General features: G+C 67.5%; 11 protein-coding genes. 5 read left to right on the forward strand and 6 right to left on the reverse strand.

The genetic code is table 11. The annotated features are described in order from the left end of the window. The first annotated feature begins 40 nt into the window (after nt 1-40). Nucleotides 41-2,311, forward strand: a complete 2,271-nt coding sequence (locus ABZS37_RS01185; protein WP_355164772.1) for a hypothetical protein — start codon at nt 41-43, stop codon at nt 2,309-2,311. Further along, a complete protein-coding gene (locus tag ABZS37_RS01190) occupies nt 2,311-11,322 on the forward strand; it encodes a hypothetical protein (RefSeq protein WP_355164773.1) in 9,012 nt (3,003 codons plus the stop codon). Before ABZS37_RS01185 ends, ABZS37_RS01190 begins: the two co-directional genes overlap by 1 nt. 50 nt (nt 11,323-11,372) lie before the next feature. On the opposite strand, the gene ABZS37_RS01195 is transcribed toward ABZS37_RS01190, so the two are convergent. The 6 genes from ABZS37_RS01195 to ABZS37_RS01220 form a co-directional block, all read right to left on the reverse strand. Then, nucleotides 11,373-12,401, reverse strand: a complete 1,029-nt coding sequence (locus ABZS37_RS01195; RefSeq protein WP_355164774.1) for a CE1758 family FMN-dependent luciferase-like monooxygenase — start codon at nt 12,399-12,401, stop codon at nt 11,373-11,375. Between the two features lie 48 nt (nt 12,402-12,449). Then, nucleotides 12,450-13,529, reverse strand: coding sequence for a hypothetical protein (locus ABZS37_RS01200; protein WP_355164775.1), 1,080 nt, complete (start codon nt 13,527-13,529; stop codon nt 12,450-12,452). Between the two features lie 350 nt (nt 13,530-13,879). Beyond that, nucleotides 13,880-15,619: a S8 family serine peptidase gene (locus ABZS37_RS01205; protein ID WP_355164776.1), complete on the reverse strand. Its 1,740-nt coding sequence runs from the start codon at nt 15,617-15,619 to the stop codon at nt 13,880-13,882. Nucleotides 15,620-15,848: 229 nt separating this feature from the next. Beyond that, nucleotides 15,849-16,598, reverse strand: a complete 750-nt coding sequence (locus ABZS37_RS01210; RefSeq protein ID WP_355164777.1) for a zf-HC2 domain-containing protein — start codon at nt 16,596-16,598, stop codon at nt 15,849-15,851. Between the two features lie 37 nt (nt 16,599-16,635). Then, nucleotides 16,636-18,315, reverse strand: coding sequence for an RICIN domain-containing protein (locus ABZS37_RS01215; protein WP_355164778.1), 1,680 nt, complete (start codon nt 18,313-18,315; stop codon nt 16,636-16,638). A gap of 66 nt (nt 18,316-18,381) precedes the next feature. Next, entirely contained in the window at nt 18,382-18,975 is a 594-nt protein-coding gene (locus tag ABZS37_RS01220; protein WP_355164779.1) for a sigma-70 family RNA polymerase sigma factor, read from the reverse strand. Between the two features lie 128 nt (nt 18,976-19,103). Here ABZS37_RS01220 and ABZS37_RS01225 point away from each other — a divergent pair, with 128 nt between their 5' ends. From ABZS37_RS01225 to pfkB, 3 genes are all read left to right on the forward strand, one after another. Next, the gene (locus ABZS37_RS01225; RefSeq protein WP_355164780.1) at nt 19,104-19,271 is read left to right on the forward strand and encodes a hypothetical protein; all 168 of its coding nucleotides are present in this window, start codon (nt 19,104-19,106) and stop codon (nt 19,269-19,271) included. Nucleotides 19,272-19,370: 99 nt separating this feature from the next. Next, nucleotides 19,371-20,132 carry a DeoR/GlpR family DNA-binding transcription regulator gene (locus tag ABZS37_RS01230; RefSeq protein ID WP_355164781.1) on the forward strand — a complete coding sequence of 254 codons (762 nt, stop codon included), beginning with the start codon at nt 19,371-19,373 and terminating at the stop codon, nt 20,130-20,132. Next, nucleotides 20,129-21,037 (forward strand): 1-phosphofructokinase, encoded by a 909-nt coding sequence (gene pfkB / locus ABZS37_RS01235; RefSeq protein ID WP_355164782.1) that lies wholly within the window; start codon nt 20,129-20,131, stop codon nt 21,035-21,037. Before ABZS37_RS01230 ends, pfkB begins: the two co-directional genes overlap by 4 nt. Nucleotides 21,038-21,063: the final 26 nt, after the last annotated feature.

The following is a 21,063-nucleotide window of genomic DNA, read 5'->3' on the forward strand; positions in this document are numbered from 1 at the left end:
CGACCGTCGACCATGACCGGCGGAGTGGAAGAGGTGCGGCGTGGATGTGCTGGCGGACTGCCCTGAATGGTTCACCCTGGCCGGGCTCGGCGTGTTCGTGTACCAGAATGAGCCGAGCCGGTCGCCCTCCAGCACAGTCACAGACGGGAATAACCCGGGCTCAAGGGTGATCGACAGTGGGGTGTACGACCTGGCCAGGCAGACCAGGCCCCCAACTGGGGTCGCGCTGATCATTCCCGACCAACCCTCCGAAAGCCTTCGTGCCTATCTACACGATTTGGTAGCCGCCGATGGCCAGCTGGTGGTGGTCCCGTTCTCGTCCAAGACCTTCGGGCTCCTGGATCTGACCGGCGCCGTCAGGCTGCAGGACCGGTTGGGCATCGTGACGGGCGTGCCGGGAAGTGCCGTCGACGGGGGCGTGCCGACGGTCCTGGAGGCCCGTCTCGTGCCGATTGAATCGACAGAAAAGCTTGGTACGACCGGTCGGTCAGCTACCGCCTACCGCCTGCTGCCCGACGCGCTGGTGGCGAACCGCCAAAAGCTTGGCGAGTTGGCCACAGGGACCCAACCACCGTCCGTGGCCAAGCTGGCCAGCTATTCCGCGGCCGGTGGGAGCCCGACAGCCGGCGGCGACGGCTTCGTAGCGGGCGATCTCACGCCTCTGGCCGGCGTGTACTACGCGACCTTCGGCGACCTGCCAAAGCTGCCCCTCGCAGAACTGCTCGCCTCCACGAGCCCGCTGTCTCGAACGGGCCTGAACGCCGCCCTCGACTGGGAGCCGAGGCCCATGCCTCTGGCGAACGTGCTGCGGGAGTTCAAGTCGGGTCGGGCGGCCGCCGCACTGGTTCACGCTTCTTCCGAGAGTCGTACGGCGGGGTCGCTCTGGATGGTGATGGACCACGCCGGGAGGCTGGGGTGGGCGAACGGAACGCAGCCGGTCGCCTCGGTGGTCTTGGACGGGGCTGTCGACGAGAGAGCAGCCAACCTGGAGGACCCGCACAGCGAATTCGTGCTCGTCGGGCCGAAGGGATTGCCGTACGGGCCGGAACTGCCGCCCGAGCCGACGTGGACGCCGCGGCTGTCGGCCAACGCCCGACGAAGAGGCGACACGATTTTGCTCGGCCCGGACGGGCCGTACGCCGCGACCCAGGAGATCATGGCGAAACTCGACCGCCATGACGGCCCGATCGTCCTGGTCAACGTCCGCCGCGGCGTACGGTCCAGGCACGGATCCACTCTGGACGAGCTCACCGCCAACAGCCTGCATCACATCTTGGAGAAGAACCCCACCATCAGCGTGGTCGTCGCCACGGAGGACAACGACCAACTGAAATCGATCGTTGTCAACCAGCACGGCCGGTCATCGGTGCAACCGACGATGCTTGGCTTCGAGAAGTTCTGGCTTGTGGAGGGGCCGCGGTCGGGCTACCCGGAGCAATACCGGAGCCTTACCGGAGGTGCGTTGGTGCGAGCCGCGAAGCTTGCTGACGCGCCAAAGGCTGGGCCGTCGGAATTGGTGGCAGGTCTCATCAACCAGCCGACGTGGAAAGGCGTCGAGTCATACCTGGAGCAGCACTCGCCCGAGCTGCTCACGCGTGAGGTCGTGCGGGAGTTGACCCATCTGGGATCAGTGAGCGTGGCCAACGGCGAGCGGCCGTCCCGGTATGGCATCGGGCAGGTCAAAGACCACCCCTTCTACCGGCCGAATCTGACCTTGGAGGCGCACCGGGCCTTGATCGAGCAGGGGTTGCGGGCGAAGGAAGACCCGGAACTTGGCGGTAAGCGTCCGTTGGAACCGCAACACGCCTCGCTCATGGATGCGATTGAACCGCACACCCAGACGGCTGACTCCAGTTTGTTCCTCGGTTATCTCACCTCGCGCTCTCTGGACCCCGCCCGCCTCGGCCAAGCGGTCGGCGACTACGTGACGGGCCTCCTGTGGTTGCGGGAATTGTTGCAGGCCACGAGAAATCCCGAAATAACGAAGGTTGACCTCGCTGCCGTGCTGGCGGTGGTGAGAGCCAAGGGGGAGCTTGAGGAGGAGCGGGCGGCCCGCCGTCCGGGCCAGCCCGAGATCTTCCGCGCGCACGCCGCCATGGTGGCGGTGATCGCCGATTTCGAACGTTTAGGGGGACCACCAGCCGATTGGCGCGAGCGACTCAAGGCCACGGACTGTCTCACCGGCACTGATCGCGTCTTCTGGCATTTCATGATCAGTAATGTTTTTGTGCCCATGTTTCCAGAGGGCAAAGCGGAGCTGAGGAGCATACGGGAATTCATGGCCGCATGTCACGATAAGGCTGGTGTCTGATGCCCGGCTCCTTCACTCCGCCAATCTGCTTCCACGGTTTCACACCGGTCGCTTCCGGCATCTACCTCAGGCTCGAACGCACCCTTACGGACGTGCCTCCCCACGTTCGAGGTGTGCAGCCGATCGCCGGCTTGGTGCAGGCACACATGCACCAGGACGCACTGGGCGCGGAGAGTGTGCGAGCGGCATTACGGCTCCAGGGACCGTCGACTGTCGCTCGCCTGTCGGTAAGCCTTCCCCCGGAATTCAGTAAAATCATCAGCCGCGAGGCGGCGTTGTCCGCCGTCGACCACTTCGGCGTGTACCTCGATCTGCCGGAACGGGCCGATCTGGTCGATCCGGCCGACGACCGGTTTCTACCCATCACCACCGAGCGCAGCGTCACAAGTTCGGCTTCCGCGACCGGTGTCCGGCTGATACCTCAGAGGCATCTGCTGGCAGATCTCACCGCAGCTGTGGATAGTCAGGCAGCCAGCGGCTATGAGCCGATGCGCGGTCAACTGCGACTGGCGGCCGACAACGTCGAGATCGGCGCACCGCGTGCGGTGGCCGCCGCGCTGCCGCCATGGGCTGCGGACCCGCCGTCCGCGCTCGGCGCGCCGGTGGCCGTCAAAACCTACGCCGAGTTGATGTCGCATCTTGACGGTCTCGCAAAGTGGCAGCAGGCGAAGGTCACCGCCATTGCCTCCGAACGCACATACGAAGCGTCCGTGAGGATGCACCCATGGGGCTTGGAGGCATCGGCGCCGCTGCCTCGGCGTCCGGACTCCATCTCGGTATCACTGCCGGACCCTGCGCTGTCGGAACGGGAACTAGCCTGGCTCGATGGCGTGGCCCTGGCCATCAGAGGGAAGCTCGACGGCCCGAAGGTGTCGCCTGACGACAAAGGCTTCAAGGAGTTGGACAGCTACATCGAAGGCCTACGTGAGGAGGTCGCCGACGCCCGGAAAGCCCGGGAGCTGCCAAACAAACCCGTCACTGATGTCATCTTCGAGGCGGATCACAGCACGCTGCAGAAGTGGCAGCAAGAAGGTGAAAACGCCGCCCGGTCGTTCGAGAAAAGGGCGAGCGGCACGGTTGACCCGGAGAGACGAGCCGCGTACTTGCTCCGAAGCGTGTTGCACCGTGATTTTTGGGTCGAGATCCAGGCGCTGGACGCTGCCAGGCAGGGAACAGGCAGCAGCCGACCGAGCGTCGAGCACGACATTTATCCTGCCGAGGCGGGCCACGGCGAATCCATACCACTGACCCGGATGCCCCCCACGCCGTCGACGGCTGCCGCGCGCCACCAGTTTATCCCGATGGTCCGGGCGATTCTCGAGCCATCGGCGGCTCAGGTCACCGAAGAGCATATGGCGACGCTGACGGTGTACGCCAAGGAGGCGTACGCAAATCGCACCGAGGGCGAACCTCTAGGGCTGGACGCACTGCGCCGACGGCACGGCTACGCCACTCTCAAGCAAGACCTCGAAGGGACGCGGAAGCGGACGGGCGTGCGGGGCAGTATCGAGCGTAAGGTAGCGAGATATATCAAGAGTGCAAAACCCGAGGCGACCGATGATCGAAGGCACGAGCTGCTGAGGCTCGCTCTGCACCTGCTCGACAATGTGCCGAACCTGAACCTCACCGGGGCGGAGTACGAAACAGTAATCCGGAATTCGGACGTTTTCCTCGACTGGGCCCAGCCTCGCTACTCGAAGACGCATTTAGACAGTCCTCCGCCCGGCCCTCTGCCGCTGGATGTGTTGGAGAAGTTGATTCGTGGCAAGCTGGGTGGCGAAGCCTCCTTGAGCTTGCGGGACGTGGGACGCATCGCCGAGGAGCGGAATGCTCGGCGGACCTGGTGGGAGAAAAAGCCTCTCTTGTCGAAACGGCTGATCTCCCGGGTCGGAAGTGCGCCGGGATCTGGCACGCTAACGCGATCTGTCTCCGCCACGCACACGCATCGGATCACGGGAAAGCTGGAAAACGGTGACTCGGAGCAAGACCGCAACCGAGAGGTGAAGGCACTTCGCGCCCGGCTGGAGGCGGCGAGCCCGCCGGTGAGCGTCTCTGACGAGGACCTCAAACGACTGGTCGCGACCCGGCGCCGGCTCTACACCAAATCGTGGGATCGCCGCTACACCGCCATGGGCCTGCTCCACTACCAGCAGATGGCGCGGGAGCTGCTGGGCCGTGACGACGTGACCCCGGACGTGCTGCGGGACCTCGCTGTCCTGACGCGCCCCGAGTCCTCCTTGCGCGTCGGCGGCGTCGACCAACCATTCAATCATCGACAGATCCGGCAGGATCTCACCAAAAACGCACTCAAGAAGTGGCGGCCCGGCACGGAGAAGCCCGGCCCCAGGCCGGAGCTGGGGGGCAGCGGTCGGGATTACAGCCGATTGGTGACCGCTTTCCACACTATCGAATTAGGTCCGTTCGTATCCGACTTGACCGCTTGGATCAACCAGTCTGTGCCGTTCAGCGGTAATCAGATCACCGATGATGTCGTCGCGCGTAAGATCACGTCTCTTTTTGGCCAAACGCTCGATGATGGCACACCACTGGAAATCACCGTCGATGGCAGCATTTATGATATCCGACTCTGGGCGATACCGACCCGGAAACCAGAGGTCGAGCCAGAAAGCCTTCCCGGCGGGAGCGGCCTGTTCCAGGGCGCGCTGGAAGGCCGCACCTACGGCTATTCCGAATTGGCAACCTCCGAGATGCAGACGCAGTCGCTCTACTACGACGGGGGTCTAGCCCATCGATACCTGTTGGGCGTACGGTCCGACACGACGGTGACCTATGGCCAGAGCAGCGGTTCGGGGAAGCGGGCTCTCAGCAGCACCACCAAGGCCAGGTACCAGCAAGTCCGAATCAAGGAGAACATGGGATGGGTGGCCCTTGATGTGAAATGGGCGCTGCGCGTTCAGGAGCGCAGGACGTACCACCGCAAGCGCGACGCCGCGTCCGAGTTCGCGGGTGTGCCGACCGTGGTCAATGCTGTTCGGGAGGGCACCCTCACCGGGGATGAAGAGGGCGGGCGGTGGATCGAGCGCACCTTCACGGACAGCGAGGGGAGGCCGGTCACGAATACGATTCGATACGCGGTGCCGGAGTTCCATCTGCCCTACTCGGAAGAGCAGAGTAAAAGCGATGAGCTGAAGGCGAAGACTGACGCCGATTACGGGAAAACAATCCCGATCAGTGATCCAAGTGATTTCGAGGTGTGGAGCATGGATCATGCTGTCACCCGGATCCAACTCGCGGATCAGGTGATCGCCTCCGTCCGGAAAATTCTCACGCCCGCGGATTACGCCTTCTGGAAAACGCACCTTGAGCGATACCTGTCTAACGATGAGCTTGCCCTGAACTTCCAGAATCTCCTGCGCCCCAAGGACGAACGCGGCTACCAGCAGACGTTCCGGGTGCTACTCGAGAGCGACGGTCGTCGCCTCAGCTTGAGCCTCGGCGCCAAGGACAACAAGCCGATCACGAGCCTCACCAAGATCAGTCAGGTGAGCAAAAGCGGGGAGACCCGGATCGACCGGGTGGTGGCCTCCGTGCTCAGGACCCAGGTCACTCTGAACAACGACTCCTCGCACCGTGCGACGGCGAACGAGTCCGTGCGGCTCTGGAGCTCCCGGGTGGCTCGGCTCGGCGGGCGCATTCAGAAGCCCTTCGGCCATAAAGTTGGCCAGTTCAGCCAGCAGAGACGGACCTTCACCACCCGCGCCGCTCGGATTGTCGACAACCTGCAGGTGGCGTCGATCGACTTCGACCTAGAGCTGAGAATTCACCATCACCGCGACAAGGACCTGATGGCCGGTCGCCCTGGGCACGTGTGGTACGAGGATCACGAGAATGTGTCGGGCTTCGCGCACGTCCTGGTGCATAAGGACAACCTCGAGAAGGTGAGCACCCCAGGCGCCCCCACGCCTTCATCCAGCAAGCCCAAGCCCGAGGAGATCGCTGCTGCCGCGAGTAAGTCGGAGAAGACGACGAAGACCCCGGCTCCCCGCTGGTGGAACCCTGGCGCCGGCTGGGGCCTGACGATGGACGTCGTCGATCGTCTGGGAGGCGTTGAAGGTCTCTACAACGCGATCGTCCCGCATCTGGTCAAGGGAGGGCACCTTCCCAAGGTGGCGACCACCGCACGTGGCGGAGCCACAACGCCGTGGGCCATCTTGCAGAAGATGCCAGTAACCGGCGCGCTGCAGAATAATCCCGGCCTGGACTATCGAAACTGGCAGACGCTCATTCGTGAGTTGTCGGAGGACAACCTCCTGTCCAGGGCGGACGATGTAATGGACTCCAAGCTGAACGACCGCGGTATCGTCTGGATCTTCAGGCATCCCGATTCGCCGATCCGCATGGAAAATGCCCTCACCGTTACCCTGACGGCGGAAACCATCCGCTCCTCTTACAAGGAGCAAACCGCCTACGAGCTGCAGTACGGTCACATGAATACGGAGACGACCACCCTCAAGGATGCCAAGGTCTCGGCCCGGGAAGGTGGATTGTTCGCCGGCGCGGGCGGGAGCATGGGCGGCGCTTCGATGCAGGGCACATTGAATGCCCAGTATGGCTCCAGAGAGTCAGAGAACGTCGGACGGACGCAGTCCAGTTCGGTGCTCTCCGACACCGACGGCCAAAAGATGAAAAGCCGGAGCTTCGAGGCGGAGATTCGCTGGTACTGGACGGTCAAACCCGCAAGTAATGCCCCTGACGCAACGGAATCCGGCACAGTTGACGCGCAGGCCGTCATCCTGCAGCCGGACAAGCTCAACGGCACCGCAGATACCACACCCTTGGGCAGGCTCGTCATCGAACCCGGCTCAGGTAACGTTCCACCGATGACCACCGAGAACCTGTCGGTTGAATTCATGGAGCGTGCCATGAAAGATCCGAATGCGCAGTCTCCGATAACCAGAATGAACGCCACCGCCTACACCGTGCTCGGAACCTTTGGTGCGGAGAGGTTGCAGGCCGCAATGGCGGAGGCGATCGCGGGCGAGCGCAGTCGCGTATTTTCGGACGGGGTGCGCGGGCGGTTCGCTCGGGCTCTGGAAAAGCTGGAGCCAGATCCGGAGATACGGGCGCAGCAGTTGGAGTCGTTTCTGTCGAATGCGATGAGCCGGCAGGCCTACAAGGGCTTCCTGCTCAGGGCGTTGACGGGGGCGAGCGTGGCGATACCGGTCGGCGACGAGGCGGCGGGTCTGACCGCCGCACTGGTGGGGACTCCAGAGATCGTGAAAGTGTGGAAGCCCTACTCGCAGCAGGTCACCGAAGCCCAGGCTGGCGAGGAGTCCGGTGCGGATAACCTGTGGCAGGCGGGGGGCGGGGCCGGTGGATTCATCGGAAAGAGCGGCTTGAAACCCGTTATCGAAGACGCCCCGAAGAATGACGCTGGAAACAGTGAGTTGGTGATCGGGACCGGCGCCGCTGCGCGGGTGAAGGGGAGGGGAAAGGCAGCCGTCGAGTCGAAAACGGTGGGTAAGTACTCTGGCCTGTTCCAGGACGCCTCGGCTGTGATCGTCCGTTCCGCGGTAGTCCATCGGGTCCAGGTGGGCAAAACTGTAAAATGGGTGGCGGGCGAGGTGCTGTTGAACATGAAGACGACAGACGTGATCCCGCACGCCCGTCTCTTCACCAACGCCGGCATTATTGCCGAGCAGATAGCAGAAGCGAATTCGACCGCGCCGCCGATGGCCACCCTGACGACTGCGGTGAGGTCGTCGAGTGGTCAACAGCACTCGTCCCACGGGGTGACGGTGTGGCAGATGCTGCTCAGTGGTGGCAACGAGCAGACAGGCGTTGCTCCGCTCGTCAAGGCGTTGGCGAAGGCGGCGGAGCCGTTCAAATCCGCCGGGCTCGCCAACTACGTCACCTCGGTGCCCGCCATCGTGAATCCCTTCATGGGCAAGGCGCTCGACGGTGGCATGTCCCAGTCCTACGTCGATGACGATCAACGAACGTTCCAGATAACGTTGAGGGCTGAACAGGTGGGCCAGGCCGCGGGCAGTCATGACAGCGGCAGCGGCACCAAGTCCTACACCCGTGGAAACGACGCACACAACGAAACCCGCCGGTGGACCAGCGCGAACGCTCTGGTCGGCAGTTCTGGCGGGCTGGGCCAGCCGTCTCAGCCCGAAGAGGGCGACACGGCGGAGGGGTTCGACTTCGGGTTCGTGGCTGCTTCCGTACAGGGCGGATTCAGCCGGGCCGCCGGCCGCAGTGATACTCACGGCTCAAACCTGCTGACGATGCAGGGTGTGCGCGCGAGCAACCTGACCGGCTACTCCCAGAACGTGAGGTTTTTTGGCTCGATCGAGGAGACCACACCCAGCACGACGGCAACACTGAAGAACATTTTCGGCGCGAGTCGGAAAGCCCAGCCCTTCGATGTCACCGTTAAGCTCCTCGTCAGCGAGCCCACGGGCGGCTCCACCACCCTGGGAGCAGACCGGCCCCGCCCTGATTTTGGCTTGAGCCAGACGTTGCCGAAGGCCGCGCAGGTCGTCTCCATACGCGGGCTCGGTGCGATGCACACGGCAATCTCGTCCGCCGGCCTCGGCCGCCGCGGGACGGTGAACGACACCAGTCATCAACTCAACTACGAGACGTTCCCCAAGAAGCTGGGCGCGATGCTCACGGATGAGGGTGCCTGGTTCCGATCGCTGTCGACAGCGATTGCGGACCTCGACCCTGGACCCAGGGGCTTCATTGTGAAGGCCCGCGCCACCGAGGTTGAAGACCTCTACTGGGTGCCGAAGGCGGAGATCGAGAAGTACGACCACGGCACCGATCTCGTCGGCCACGGCGCCTCCGACAACCTGCGGTCAAATATGGTCGGGGCGCTCACAGTCGCCGCCCCGCCGGATGGCTTCAACTGGGTCGGAGGCACCGGGTCCGTCGGTACGCAGCGAGGCACGACCCGCGGTACCGACCAGACGCGTTGGAACGAGCACCGGGCGTGGCTGCGTACGAGCATGGCCCTGTTCGTCGTGCACGCCCGGTTGCAGTACGAGGTCGCGTGGCCCGGGAAGCACGGTGTACAGAAGATTCCGGCAATCGGGTACACCGATATCGTCGTGTCCAAGGCGGACGCCCGGGCGCTGGGAATTCCGGACGAGGCGCTGGCGGCCGTGGTACCGGCAGAGAGTCGCGCCACGGAATTTCCCGACTATGTGGCAGGAAGCGCTGCACGTCCTGACAAACCGTCCGCGGTTTCTTCCTCCACCGCCGATCGGTTCCACCGCTTGCTCCGGCAGGCGGACGCGGGCATGCACGCACTCCGTCCTCCTGCCGGCGTGAGTCGGGTGGACATCACCAACATGCCCCTGGTGCCGGACGGCGCGCACGCCGACCCGAAGGGCAAGAGACCCGCATCTGTTAGCCCCGTCGTGTGGTACGAACTCGTGCGCAGCGACAAGGAGTTGGTCTTCGTCCTGCGGGTGCACCTGACCGGAGACCCGGACGCGGTGTCGAAGGTCAAGAAGCTGACGACGGAGGGGGTGCAGTCCCACCTCAACGAACCGGGACACCAACTGCCGATGGCCGACCGTCAACTGAGGGTCGAGGTGCAGTTCGTCGATGCCGGGCAGGCGCACCTCGTAAGGCCGGTGGTTTCACCGACGGCTGGAGCCGACGAGGGCTGGGCATGGGGTCAGTCCCCGGCGTTCTACGCGCACGAGGTGCTGCGTTCCATCGGCGCGGCCGACCATCAACCCCCGAGCGGCATGGAGCCGGCGGGCGCGAAGATGGAGGTCCGTCCTGCGGACCTCCAGCAGATCATGGACGTCCTGGAGCCGATGTGGCCGTGGCGCGATGTTCCCGGGGGTGCACTACACGGCCTCCGTGCGGGCGACGGCGACCTCAGCCCGGCGCCGGAGTGGCTGCAAACGTCCCTCGCCCGGATCGACCGGCCGTACGCGGACATACCGAACCTGCTCAGTGACAGTTCGGTGCCCGGCGTCCGGGCGTTGCCTCCGCCGAAGGCCCTCCGGGCCACCGCGGGCCTGGACTCAAACTCAAACCAGTACTTTGTATGGCTCGGCACGGCGCGTGACGGGACGGTGGACCGACCCGTGTTCGAGTGGCTGAATGAGCGGTTGGAACAACTCGCCCAGGCCGGAAAGACACCCATTGTGGTGACGAGTGGCCGGGGCGGTACCGCCGATGTGTCCGGCAGCTCGAAGAGCGTCGGGAAGCTCAGCCTGACAAAGCTGCTCAGCACGTACGGCGTCGCTCTCGTGTACCAAGTGCCACAGAGTTCCGGCGGGCTCTCCGGGGCGAGCTTCGACAACAGCTGGAAGGTCCGCGGAGCCACCTCGGCGGCGGTGACCGCCGAGAGGGCGGACGCCACCTGGTCGCAGATCGATTCGACGCTGGCCACCGCGGCACGCGACCTGACCCAACCGACCGTCGAGCGCGTACCCGACGATTTCGGCGCGCTGGTGTGGGGCGCGCAGAGCGTACGCGAGCGGTTCGACCTGCTGCGGTCGCGCCCGGACCTGGCGAACGCGGCACACCTGGAACACGCCACCAGGATGGCCGAGCGGGTCCCGGCCAGCATGAACGTCGCACTGGTCAAACCCCTGCTGAGCTTCGGCCCGCACGAGGAGGTGGTGGTCCAGTTCGCGGAGTCCGCGCCGGAAGCGCGGCCGCGTGCGCTGCTGCAGGCGGTCGCTCGACTGAACGCAGCGGGCAAGCTGAAGGACCGGCAGGACTCCGCCGGAGCCACCGGCGACTTCGTCGATCTGGTCCAGGCGGTCCGGCTGGGCGCGAATGAGGCGGAGCACAAACAGTTCGACTTCACCGTTTCTCTGCTCAGGATCATCGGCCAGATCAAGGCCGGCAAGTTCGACGACGCGACGGATTTCATCACCGCCAACCGCGGACGGCTGGAACCGGGTCAGAAGAACACCTGGGTCGACGCGCTCGCGGAACTCAAGGGCTCTATGGCCAATGCCACCGAACGCGATCACCTCCAGAAGGTGCTTGCGGCGGTTTACGAGTGCTGAGCGGGGGCCCCGCGGCCGGCGTGGCGGCGGGGCGCCCTACGAGCGGCGGATCACCGCGGGCGGGGGCCGCCGGCGAGTTCGCGACGCAGCACGGGCAGCACCTCGGCACCGAGGATGTCCAGTTGCTCCAGCACCGTGCTCACCGGCAGCCCGGCGTGGTCGATCAGGAAAAGCTGACGGGAATAGTCACCGACGTACTCCCGGTAGCCGAGAACCGCATCGATGACCTGCTGAGGGCTGCCCACCGTCATCGGTGTGGTGTTCATGTGCTCCTCCAACGAGGGCCCGTGGCCGTAGAGGGGCGCGTTGTCGAAGTACGGCCGGAACTCCCGGACCGCATCCTGTGACCTCGGCCGGACGAAGACATGCCCGCCGAGCCCAACGACCGCCTGTTCGGCGGTGCCGTGGCCGTGCGCGGCGTACCGCTCGCGAAAGGTCTGGACCAGCCGGGCCGTGTGCTGCCAGGGCCACATGATGTGGTTGGCGAAGAAGCCGTCACCGTGGGCTGCGGCCAGGTCCGCGGTCTCCTCGCTGGACACCGACGCGTGCCAGACGAACGGCGGATGGCCCGCGAGCGGCCGCGGCACCGCCGTGAAACCCCGCAACGGCGTACGGAACTCGCCGGACCAGTCGACGGTGTCCTCGTCCCACAGCCGGCGCAACAGCCGGTAGTTCTCGGCCGCCAGCCGGCGACTGTCGTCGGCGTCGCGGCCGAACCACGAATACACCGGGCCGGAGATGCCCCGGCCGAGCATGAGGTCCAGCCGGCCGCCGCACAGATGCTGCACCGTCGCGTAATCCTCAGCGACCCGGACCGGATCGTTCGTGGTGATCAGAGCCGTTGCTGTGGAGAGCAGTATCCGGCTGGTCCGTGCGGCCAGGTAGCCGAGCAGCACGGCCGGCGCGGACACGGCGTACGACGCTGTGTGGTGCTCTCCGACGGCGAAGACATCGAACCCGGCCGCCTCGGCGTGCTCGGCGATCCGTGCCGTGCTGAGTAGCCGCTCGTGATCCGTTGGCACCCGGCCCGTCACCGGGTCGGGGGTGCGGTCGCCGAGACTGTAGACACCGATCTGCATACCCCCCAGACGAACGGGGCCGGCGACCGGTTCAGATCGTGGCCGGGCTCATCGGCCGGGGGTGGCCGCCGTACCCGTGTCGCGGGGCAGATATGCCGTTACGACGACCCGGGTGCCGCGGGTGACGGCGAAGTGGGAGAGATCGGCGATGCCGACCGGCAGCTCGCCGTCGAGTTCCTGTACACCGGCGCGGCCGGTCCAGTTGACCAGCGGCCGCTGCCGGCCGTCGAAGGTGTAGCCGTAGAGCCGGTAGCCGGTGCCCTCGTCCAGGCCGCTCAGGGTGGCCCGCACGGTGACCCGGTCGCCTTCTTCGGTGAGGAGGACCGACAGGTTCGCGCCAGAGTCCCGGTCCGTCGCGGAGGCGACGGCGGTACGGACGATGTTCGTCTGCACTCCCGGGGCCGGCGGGTCGAGCAGGGCCCTCGCGGAGATCCCGGCCACCATGAGGGTGAGCAGAAGCAGAGCGCTCAGGCCCGCGAAGGTAGCGGCCCGCCAAGAGAAGAAGCGCTTCCGCGGGGACTCGGCACGCTGGCCACCGCCCGGATGCTGGATGTCCGGCGGGCGGTCGAAGCCCGGTCGGGAGGGGTGCGCGACGGGTCGTTGGGTGGCCTGCTCTGGCGACGGTACGGACGGCAGCGCGGCCTGCTCCTGAAGGGGCGAGGGCTTCTGGACCGGTGCGACCGGTGGGGGTGCGACCCGCTGCTGCGGTGGCTCCCTCCGCCCGAGGTCGGGCCCAGCGGCGGCAGGCACCGGCCGGGTGGCCGGCTCGGCTCCCGTACCGCCGCGCCGTAGCCGGAACCGGCGTCTGTCGGTCTCCCGGGCCTCTTTGCGCGGCGGGCTTGCCTGCTCGCGCGGCGGCTCCTGCGGCGCGAACCGCGCCGGAAAGGCCGGAGGCACCGCCGTCCCCAGCGCCCCGTAGAGGTTGAGCAGATGATCCCTGTCGTCGCTGAGCAGGGCCAGCGCGGCGAGCGTCTCGCACACCTCGGTTGCCGCCGCCCGGCACTGCTGGCACGACTGGAGATGGCGGCCGACCTGCTCCCCGCTACGCCGGTCGAGCGCGTCGAGGTGGTAGAGGGCCAGCAGGTCCGCCACATGGGCGTCCGTACCGGAGACGTCTTGCACCCTCATCAGACCCTCGGTTCACCGACTTCGACCATCATTGCCTTTTTTGCCCTGCCGAGGAACGGTCACCGCACCCTCATCCCCTCGTCCTGCTTCGACAAACGTCAGCCTGCCACCAGTGCCCGCGGCGCTGTAGTCCTCCAAGTGGGGACGACAACCATGTCCCCGCAGGCTCAGCAGTCCATGATCAGGTAAACGAACCGGGTGAGCACGGCGGCAGAGGCTGCCACCAGCCCGACACGGTCCGGGTGCTCGACGAACGCCCGGACGAACTCGTTTGCGCTGGGTCAGCTTGGCGGACGGGGCGCCGGGGTCGCGCGGCGGCATCACCACCGGCGGCCCGGAGCGGGTGCCGGTCATGGCTCGTCTGGACGCTGCTTGGGCGACCTGGCTCCGATCGACGCCTTCGGCAGTGCCACGGTCTCGGCCCGGGTCCCTGGCCCGCCGCTGGCCACGGGCGCGTTGCGGCCGGCTTGCTCGTCCTCCGGGTCGCGCTTCCCGCCGTCCGGAGGCGGCGGGTCACTGTCCGGTTTACGGGAGGCCAACGGCGCCCGGGGCACGGAGGCCGGAGGCAGAGCGCCGCCGCGCACCGGCGGTGCGGCGGTCACCGGCCGAGGACCGTCGTCGTCACCGTCGTCCTCGGTCCCATCGCGCAGCAGCCGGCGGATCCGGAACACGAGCAGCACCGCCGCCGCGAGCGCGACCAGCGCCACGATGGCCAGCAACGCCGACCGTCCGCCGGAGCTGCCGGAGGTGAGCCGTCCGCCCGATTCCCGCCCCGACGAGGCCGCCTCGGCCTCCTCGGGCAGCACCTTCGTGACCGCTGCGGCGGGATTGATCATGCCCCAGCCGTACCGACCGTCGGGCTGTGCGCCGTCGCCCATCTTGTCCGACGTCACCTGGAGACGATGGGCGACCTGCTCCGGGCTCAGGTCCGGGTATGCGGCCCGGACCAGCGCGACGGCGCCGGCGACAAAGGCCACCGCGTACTGGGTGCCGCTGCCCGCGACGGCGCCGACACCGGTGATCCCGACGCTGCTCACGTTGACACCCGGGGCGACCACGTCGAGGCCACCACCGCGGTAGTCGGCGGCGCGCTGGCCGTCGACGGCCACGCCACCCACCCGCAGGACACCGGGGCCGATCTCCGCGTCCGGGTTGGCCGGAACGGAAGCACGTGAAGCGCCGATCACCACGACGACGCCCCGGTCCACCGCAGCCGTGATCGCCTTGGCCACCTCGGGCTTGGTCGTGTCGACGAAGTCGCCCAGCGCGATGACTGTCGCACCCGCCTCGGCGGTGGCCTCGATGGCCGAGGCGCCGTCGGCGGGCTGGACCTTGGCGTCGTTGCCCATCACCCGGACCGGCATCACGGTGGCGTCGGGGGCGACGCCCATGACGTCACTGCCCTTGGTGGACTGCCCGACCACCAGACCGGCCATGGCGGTGCCCGAGCCGAGGCAGTCGGTGTCGCCGCGGCCGCTGCCGCTGACTATGTCCATGCCGACGGCCACGTGACCACTGAGCGTCGGCAGGCTGCCATCCACACCAGAGTCAACGATCGCCACGAGCTGCCCCTTGCCGCGGCTCTGCGGCCAGGCCTGGTCGGCGGCCAGGCGCAGGCTTGCCCAGTCGGAGCGACTGCTCGACGCCGCCGTGGTCGCACACTGCCCCTTCTTCGCGGGGCGCTGTGTCGGCGCCTTGCTCGGGACCGTGGCGGCACCGGCGACCCGCGCGGGCGGGACGACGGGGCGCGCCTTGGCGGTGGGCGTGGCCGCAGGCTTGCCGGGCTTGCCGGGCTGCGGTTTGACCGGTGTGGTCGGCGCCTTGTCGGGCAGCACACCGTACTTGACGCCCTCGCCGACGGCGTCCCAGGGCAGCACCAGCAGCCAGCCCGCCCGCAACGGGCCCGGGTCCTTGAGGGTGCCGCCGTCGGGTTGGCGGCGGCCGGAGTTGAGGTTGCGGATCTCGACGGAGCGAGCCCCGTCGCCGAGGAACCGGGCGGCGATACTGATGAGGTTCTCCGGCTCTCCTTGGTACGACGGCGCGACGGCGTAGAACTTGACGTATTCGTCGGCGGCCGAAGCCGGAGTCACGACTCCCACGATCAGAGCCACCATGACGCACACCGCGAGGCAGGCACCGCGTGCCGACCGGGTGATCCAGAACATTCTCTACTTCCCTTTGTCGTCGCCCAGGGCGGATCTGCACACACGACGGCCGAAACAGCGCCGTGGTTCACGGCCGGACGCATTCTGCGGCGGCATCGGATCCCGTCGTGCCACGCCGCCATCCGGCGCTCGCCAGACGCAGAGGCGGCGTGTCTCAGCGCGTTGTCGCGGGCGTTGCCCTGGGAAGTTGCACCGTGACCGCCGGTGAGCCGTCCGCCATGCTGATCCTCACGAAGGCCAGGTCGTTCAGGGCCACCGGCAGATCGCCGGAGACTTCCTGCACGGTGTCGGCGCTGGTCCACGTCGCGATCTCGTGCGCCTGGCCGTCGAGCGTCACCGCGTACAGCTTGTAGACGGTGCCCGCGCGCAGGCCGGTGACCGTGACCCGCACGTGCACTCCGCCGTCGGTCTCCGACGCGAACACCGAGACGGTCGCACCGGTGCGGGGCTCACTCCCGGTCGCCGCGACCGTCACCACCTCAGGCCCGGCCTCGTCACTCATCCGATCCATCACGAAGAGGGCGCCGAAGCCGACGAACAGCACCACCGCAAGCGCCAGACCGGCCCGCATCAGCGCGAGCCGCTGCCGCCGGGGGCGCGGCTGCCGCCCGGGCCCGGCGGGGCCCGAACGCCCCCCGGCCGGCCGGACCGCGTCGGAGCGGCCAAGGCGGGCAGGGGGCGCCGCCGGCTGGGTGACCGGCGACGCCTCCTCGACAGCCACATCGTCGCTGAGCAGTGCGAGGGCGGCGACGACCTCGCACACCTCGTGGGCCGCCGCCCGGCAGTGCGCGCAGTCGCGCAGGTGCCGGTCGACGGCGTCACTGTCGGCCGGATCGAGGACGCCCATGTAGTGCGGACCCAGTAGGTCCGTCACATGGTCGCCCAGGGCGGGTAGGTCCGGCACGCCGCTCAGCTTCCTGGTCCGCCGCGCCCGGCCGGCGTCACTGCTTCACGAATTTCCACTTCTGGTCTCTCTGGTTGTCCCGGCGCTCCAACTGTTCGACCCAGTATCCGTTCCAGGTGGTGCCGTTGTCCCTCGTGGGCCCGATATCCTCGCCGAGCAGCTCCATCACCTGGCCGGAGCGGCGGTTGGTCATGACCACCTTTTCGGCACCGACGTCCTCCAGCAGCCACTGCTGATTCTGGTCGTTGTCGTCACGTGCGTACACCGCCATTTTCGCGTTCTGTTGCATGGACCTGTCCTCCACACCCAGGGCCATGTTGTTCCAGGCGTTCACGATGATGACGTGCCGCCTGTCCGGCGCGGGGTAGAGCCGCCAGCGCTGGTCGTCATGCCCATCGTCCTTCCAGAGCTGGACCCGGGTGCCGGGCTGCGTGTTCGCGTTGATGCCCGGGAGCTCCACCAGCGACGCGGCCCACGGGCTCGTCAGGCGGTACTTGGCACCCGCCTCGTACGCGAACAGCCTCGGGCCCTGGGGCTTCTCCTCGGCGGGCTTGCTGGGCTGGTTCGTAGGCTGGGCGAGTGGGCTCCTGCTCGGCGAGGCCTGGACGCTCGGGCTCGCCGACGGCGAGGGGCTCGCCGACGGCGTGGGGCTCGGCTTCGCGGTGGGCACGGACAACCGGCTGTCCTTCTCGTACTCCGCGACGTGGGCCGGAACCTCGTCGGCCAGCTGGCTGACGTTGACACGGGGCAGCCCGGCCGCGCGCCGCACCGGGTCGATTCCCCACTGGTACGCGCTCAGCGCCAGCCGGTACGGGTCCTCGCCGTTGAGCCCGGACAACTGCTGCGCCATGTCGCACATGGCGACGCCGAGCGCCGGGATCGCGTCCGCGGGTCGCCACACCGACGTGTCCGTGCCCGGCTGGTACTTCTCCCACAGGGCGGGCGTGAACTGGGCGACGCCCTGACGGTCCGACGTTCGCTTGTTCACGTCGAAGCCGGACAGCGTCCGCAACTGTGCCGCGATCCTGGCCGGCGTGATCTGTGGGCACAACTTTCCGGCGGTCTGGATCGGCTGTACGAGAGAGTCGGGCACCTTGAGTTCGCTGGCCGCCCCGGTGCTGGCCGGCTCGGCTCTCTCCTTCTCGGAGAACTGCGGCTGCTCGGCGTACCAGGCCGCGTACCCCTTCACCTTGTCGACGTAGGTCTTGGCGTCCTTCGGGACGCCGCGCGCGTCGAGCACCGCCTTGACCCCGGTCTGCTCCGCCGCGATGGCGGCTGGCCAGAGGTCACCGTCGAGGTCGGCTTCCCGAAGGTGGCCGACGTTCTCACAGGTCCGGTGACCCAACGCGATGATGTTCGCCCGCCGGTCGGCGCGGTTGGCATCCGACGAGGGCCGCCACCTCTCCCACGCGGCCTGGTCGAGGCCGGCGATCTTGTCGGGGCCACCCTTGAAGCCGGACGCCGCCATGATCTGCGCGGCGAGCTTCGGCGGGTTGAGGGTGGGGCAGGACAGGGCCGCCTCCACGATGGCGGGCAGGTCGCCTTCCGGAACGGGCTCGCCGGCCAGCTTGTCCGGGTCGGCGGTGGCGGCCATTTCCAGACCGACGGCCCCGCACGCCACGATGATGCCGACCAGGGCCACGATCTCGACGCGCTTCCGCGTTGACGATATGAGCCGTCGCCACGGGCGGTGCTGGCCACTTGCGGATTTTGTCATCGACTCACTCTTACGCTCAGGGGTGGAGAGGTCTCGTGCACATGACGGCACGGCAGCCACCCGGGTTCACAGCTGCTCGAATTTTCTTGGCGTGCCCTTGCCCGCATCGCCGTCGCCGGTCGATCGTCGCTGGCCTGCGGGACCGAAATCGAAGCCACGGCTGACGAGTGCCTCTCGCATGGCCCGCAGGGCGTAGAAGGTGCGTGACTTGACGGTGCCGGCCGGGACGTCGAGGGCGTCGGCGGCCTCGGATACCGACCGTTCCCGGAAGAAGATCTCGACCAGCGTGATGCGCAGCCGCTCGGGCAGGGAGTCGAGCGCGGCCCGGACCTCACGCGCGTCGAGGAGGCGCTCGATGGCGTCGTCCGGCTGCGCGTGATCATCGATGTAGCCGACCGGCAGCTCGGCCGGCCGGACGTCGGCGGAGCGCATCTGGTCGATCAGAATACGTTTGGCCACGGTGAACAGCCAGGCCCTGTTCCAGTGCCCCTCGGCGTTACGCGCCTCTGGATTCCGCCATGCCCGCAACACCGTCTCCTGCACGATGTCCTCGGCGCGGTGGACGTCGCCCCGGGTCAGTCGGGTCAGGAAGCTCAGCAGCACGGGCGCGTGGACCTGCTGCAGATGCCGCAGAGCGGCGACATCTTCGGGACGGTCCATGCTCGCACCCAGACCGTCCGCAGGGGAGTGGGCGCCAGCTGCCGTGCCGCTGGCACCGCTGACTTCTGGGGAGGGTCGCACGCGGCAAAGACTTGCACCGGGATTGCGGATTGTCTACTCAGCGACACATGACGGTGACAGCCTGGCCGGTTGGTGTCTGGGCTGTTCATCGCGGCGAGGTGTCCGGTGGCGTGGTGTCGGCCGTCCATCCCGCTCGCGGCGGTGACGACGATGTCGAGGCGGCGGCCGGTCTGGCGGTGGTGAGCTGCTCCGCCGAGTCCCGATCGTCCTGCTGAATACCGCCGGTGTGGCTTTCTGTGGCCCATCTCTTGACTTCCCCTACAACCGGGCGTAAACAAAGCACAAGCAAAACGAAACGGCGGTGAAACAACAACATGTACGCCGAAGAACGACAGCAGGAGATCCTTCGCATCGCCCGGGAAGTGGGCCGGGTCGAGGTGGCTGGCCTGGCCGACGGGCTCAACGTGACGTCGGAGACCATCCGCCGCGATCTCACCATCCTGGAGCGGGCCGGGGTGCTGCGTCGGGTCCACGGTGGAGCGATCCCGGTCGAACGGCTCGGGTTCGAGCCCGCGTTGGCGGCGCGTGACGCGGTGCTCATCGAGGAGAAGGAGCGCATCGCCAAGCTCGCCTTGAGCGAGGTGCCGGAGGAGGGCGCGATCATTCTCGACGCCGGCACCACCACCGCCCGGCTGGCCCAGCTGCTGCCGGTCGACCGAGAGTTGACCGTCGTGGTCAACTCGCCGGTCATCGCCACGACCCTCAGTACCTATGTCAACCTCAACGTCCTGCTGTTGGGTGGACGGGTCCGCGGGAAGACCCTCGCGACCGTCGACGACTGGGCGCTGTTGCCGTTGGCGGACCTCTACGTCGACGTCGCGTTCGTCGGGACCAACGGCATCTCGGTCGAGCGTGGGCTGACCACCCCGGACCCGGCCGAGGCGGCGGTGAAGCGGGCGATGGTCCGTGCGGCCCGCCGCACGGTGCTGGTCGCCGATCACACCAAGCTCGGCAACGACTATTTGGCCCGGTTCGCTGAGCTGGCCGACCTCGACCTGCTCATCACCGACAGCCGTGCCGACCTCGACCTGGTTGGTGACCTGGAGTCCGCGGGCGTTCGGGTGGTACGCGCATGATCGTCACCGTCACCCTCAATCCCAGCCTCGACCGGGCCGTGGAGGTCGACTCGCTCACCCGGGGCGAGGTCATCCGGGCTGCCACGGCCCACCTTGACCCCGGCGGCAAGGGCGTCAACGTATCCCGTGCCCTGCTGGCCAACGGGGTGCCGTCGGTAGCAGTGTTGCCGTCCGGCGGTGACGAGGGCAACCAGCTCATCCGCCTACTCAAGGCGGAGGGTGTGGAGGTCCTCGCCGTGTCGATCTCCGGAAGGACCCGTTCCAACATCACCCTGGCCGAGCCCGACGGCACGGTCACCAAGATCAACGAGCCTGGCCCGGCCATGTGCCGCGCCGAGTTCGACGAGGTGATCGACCGTGTGCTCGCCCGCGCCGGCGGTGCCGACTGGGTCGTGCTGTGCGGCAGCGTCCCGCCCGGTCTGCCCGCCGACGCTTACGCTCAGCTGTGCCGGAAGCTGCGCGCTGCCGGCGTCAGGGTCGCCGTCGACACCAGCGGTCCTGCCCTGCGCGAGGCCGCCCTGGCCGGGGCGACCCTGCTCAAGCCCAACCGCGACGAACTGGCCGAAGTGGTCGGCACCCCGCTGACGGACCTCGCCGATGTGGTCGATGCCGCTCAGTGCCTGCGGGCATGGGGAGCCGGCACGGTCGTGGCCAGCCTCGGCGCTGACGGCGCTGTCCTGGTCAACGCCGAAGGGGTCCGCACCGGCACCTGTCCGGTCGCCCGGCCCCGCAGCACCGTCGGTGCCGGCGATGCGCTGCTCGCCGGGTTCCTCGCTGCGGGCGCGCAGGGTGCCGCCGCCCTCGCTGAGGGCCTGGCCTGGGGCGCCGCCGCGGTGAGCCTGCCCGGCAGCCGGATGCCCGGCCCCGCGGACCTGTTCCGCCACGACGTCACCATCCACCCCTAGCCGGACGAGCTTCTTCCCCTGCGGCC

Origin of the sequence: Micromonospora sp. NPDC005413 (genome assembly GCF_040606435.1) — a bacterium.
Classification (GTDB): domain Bacteria; phylum Actinomycetota; class Actinomycetes; order Mycobacteriales; family Micromonosporaceae; genus Micromonospora.

Excerpts from the sequence above, each read along its gene's own strand:
- ABZS37_RS01230 (WP_355164781.1), top strand. The coding sequence starts at position 19,371 with ATGTACGCCGAAGAACGACAGCAGGAGATCCTTCGCATCGCCCGGGAA.
- ABZS37_RS01220 (WP_355164779.1), bottom strand. The coding sequence starts at position 18,975 with ATGGACCGTCCCGAAGATGTCGCCGCTCTGCGGCATCTGCAGCAGGTC.
- ABZS37_RS01215 (WP_355164778.1), bottom strand. The coding sequence starts at position 18,315 with ATGACAAAATCCGCAAGTGGCCAGCACCGCCCGTGGCGACGGCTCATA.
- ABZS37_RS01225 (WP_355164780.1), top strand. The coding sequence starts at position 19,104 with ATGACGGTGACAGCCTGGCCGGTTGGTGTCTGGGCTGTTCATCGCGGC.
- ABZS37_RS01195 (WP_355164774.1), bottom strand. The coding sequence starts at position 12,401 with ATGCAGATCGGTGTCTACAGTCTCGGCGACCGCACCCCCGACCCGGTG.
- ABZS37_RS01190 (WP_355164773.1), top strand. The coding sequence starts at position 2,311 with ATGCCCGGCTCCTTCACTCCGCCAATCTGCTTCCACGGTTTCACACCG.
- pfkB (WP_355164782.1), top strand. The coding sequence starts at position 20,129 with ATGATCGTCACCGTCACCCTCAATCCCAGCCTCGACCGGGCCGTGGAG.
- ABZS37_RS01200 (WP_355164775.1), bottom strand. The coding sequence starts at position 13,529 with ATGAGGGTGCAAGACGTCTCCGGTACGGACGCCCATGTGGCGGACCTG.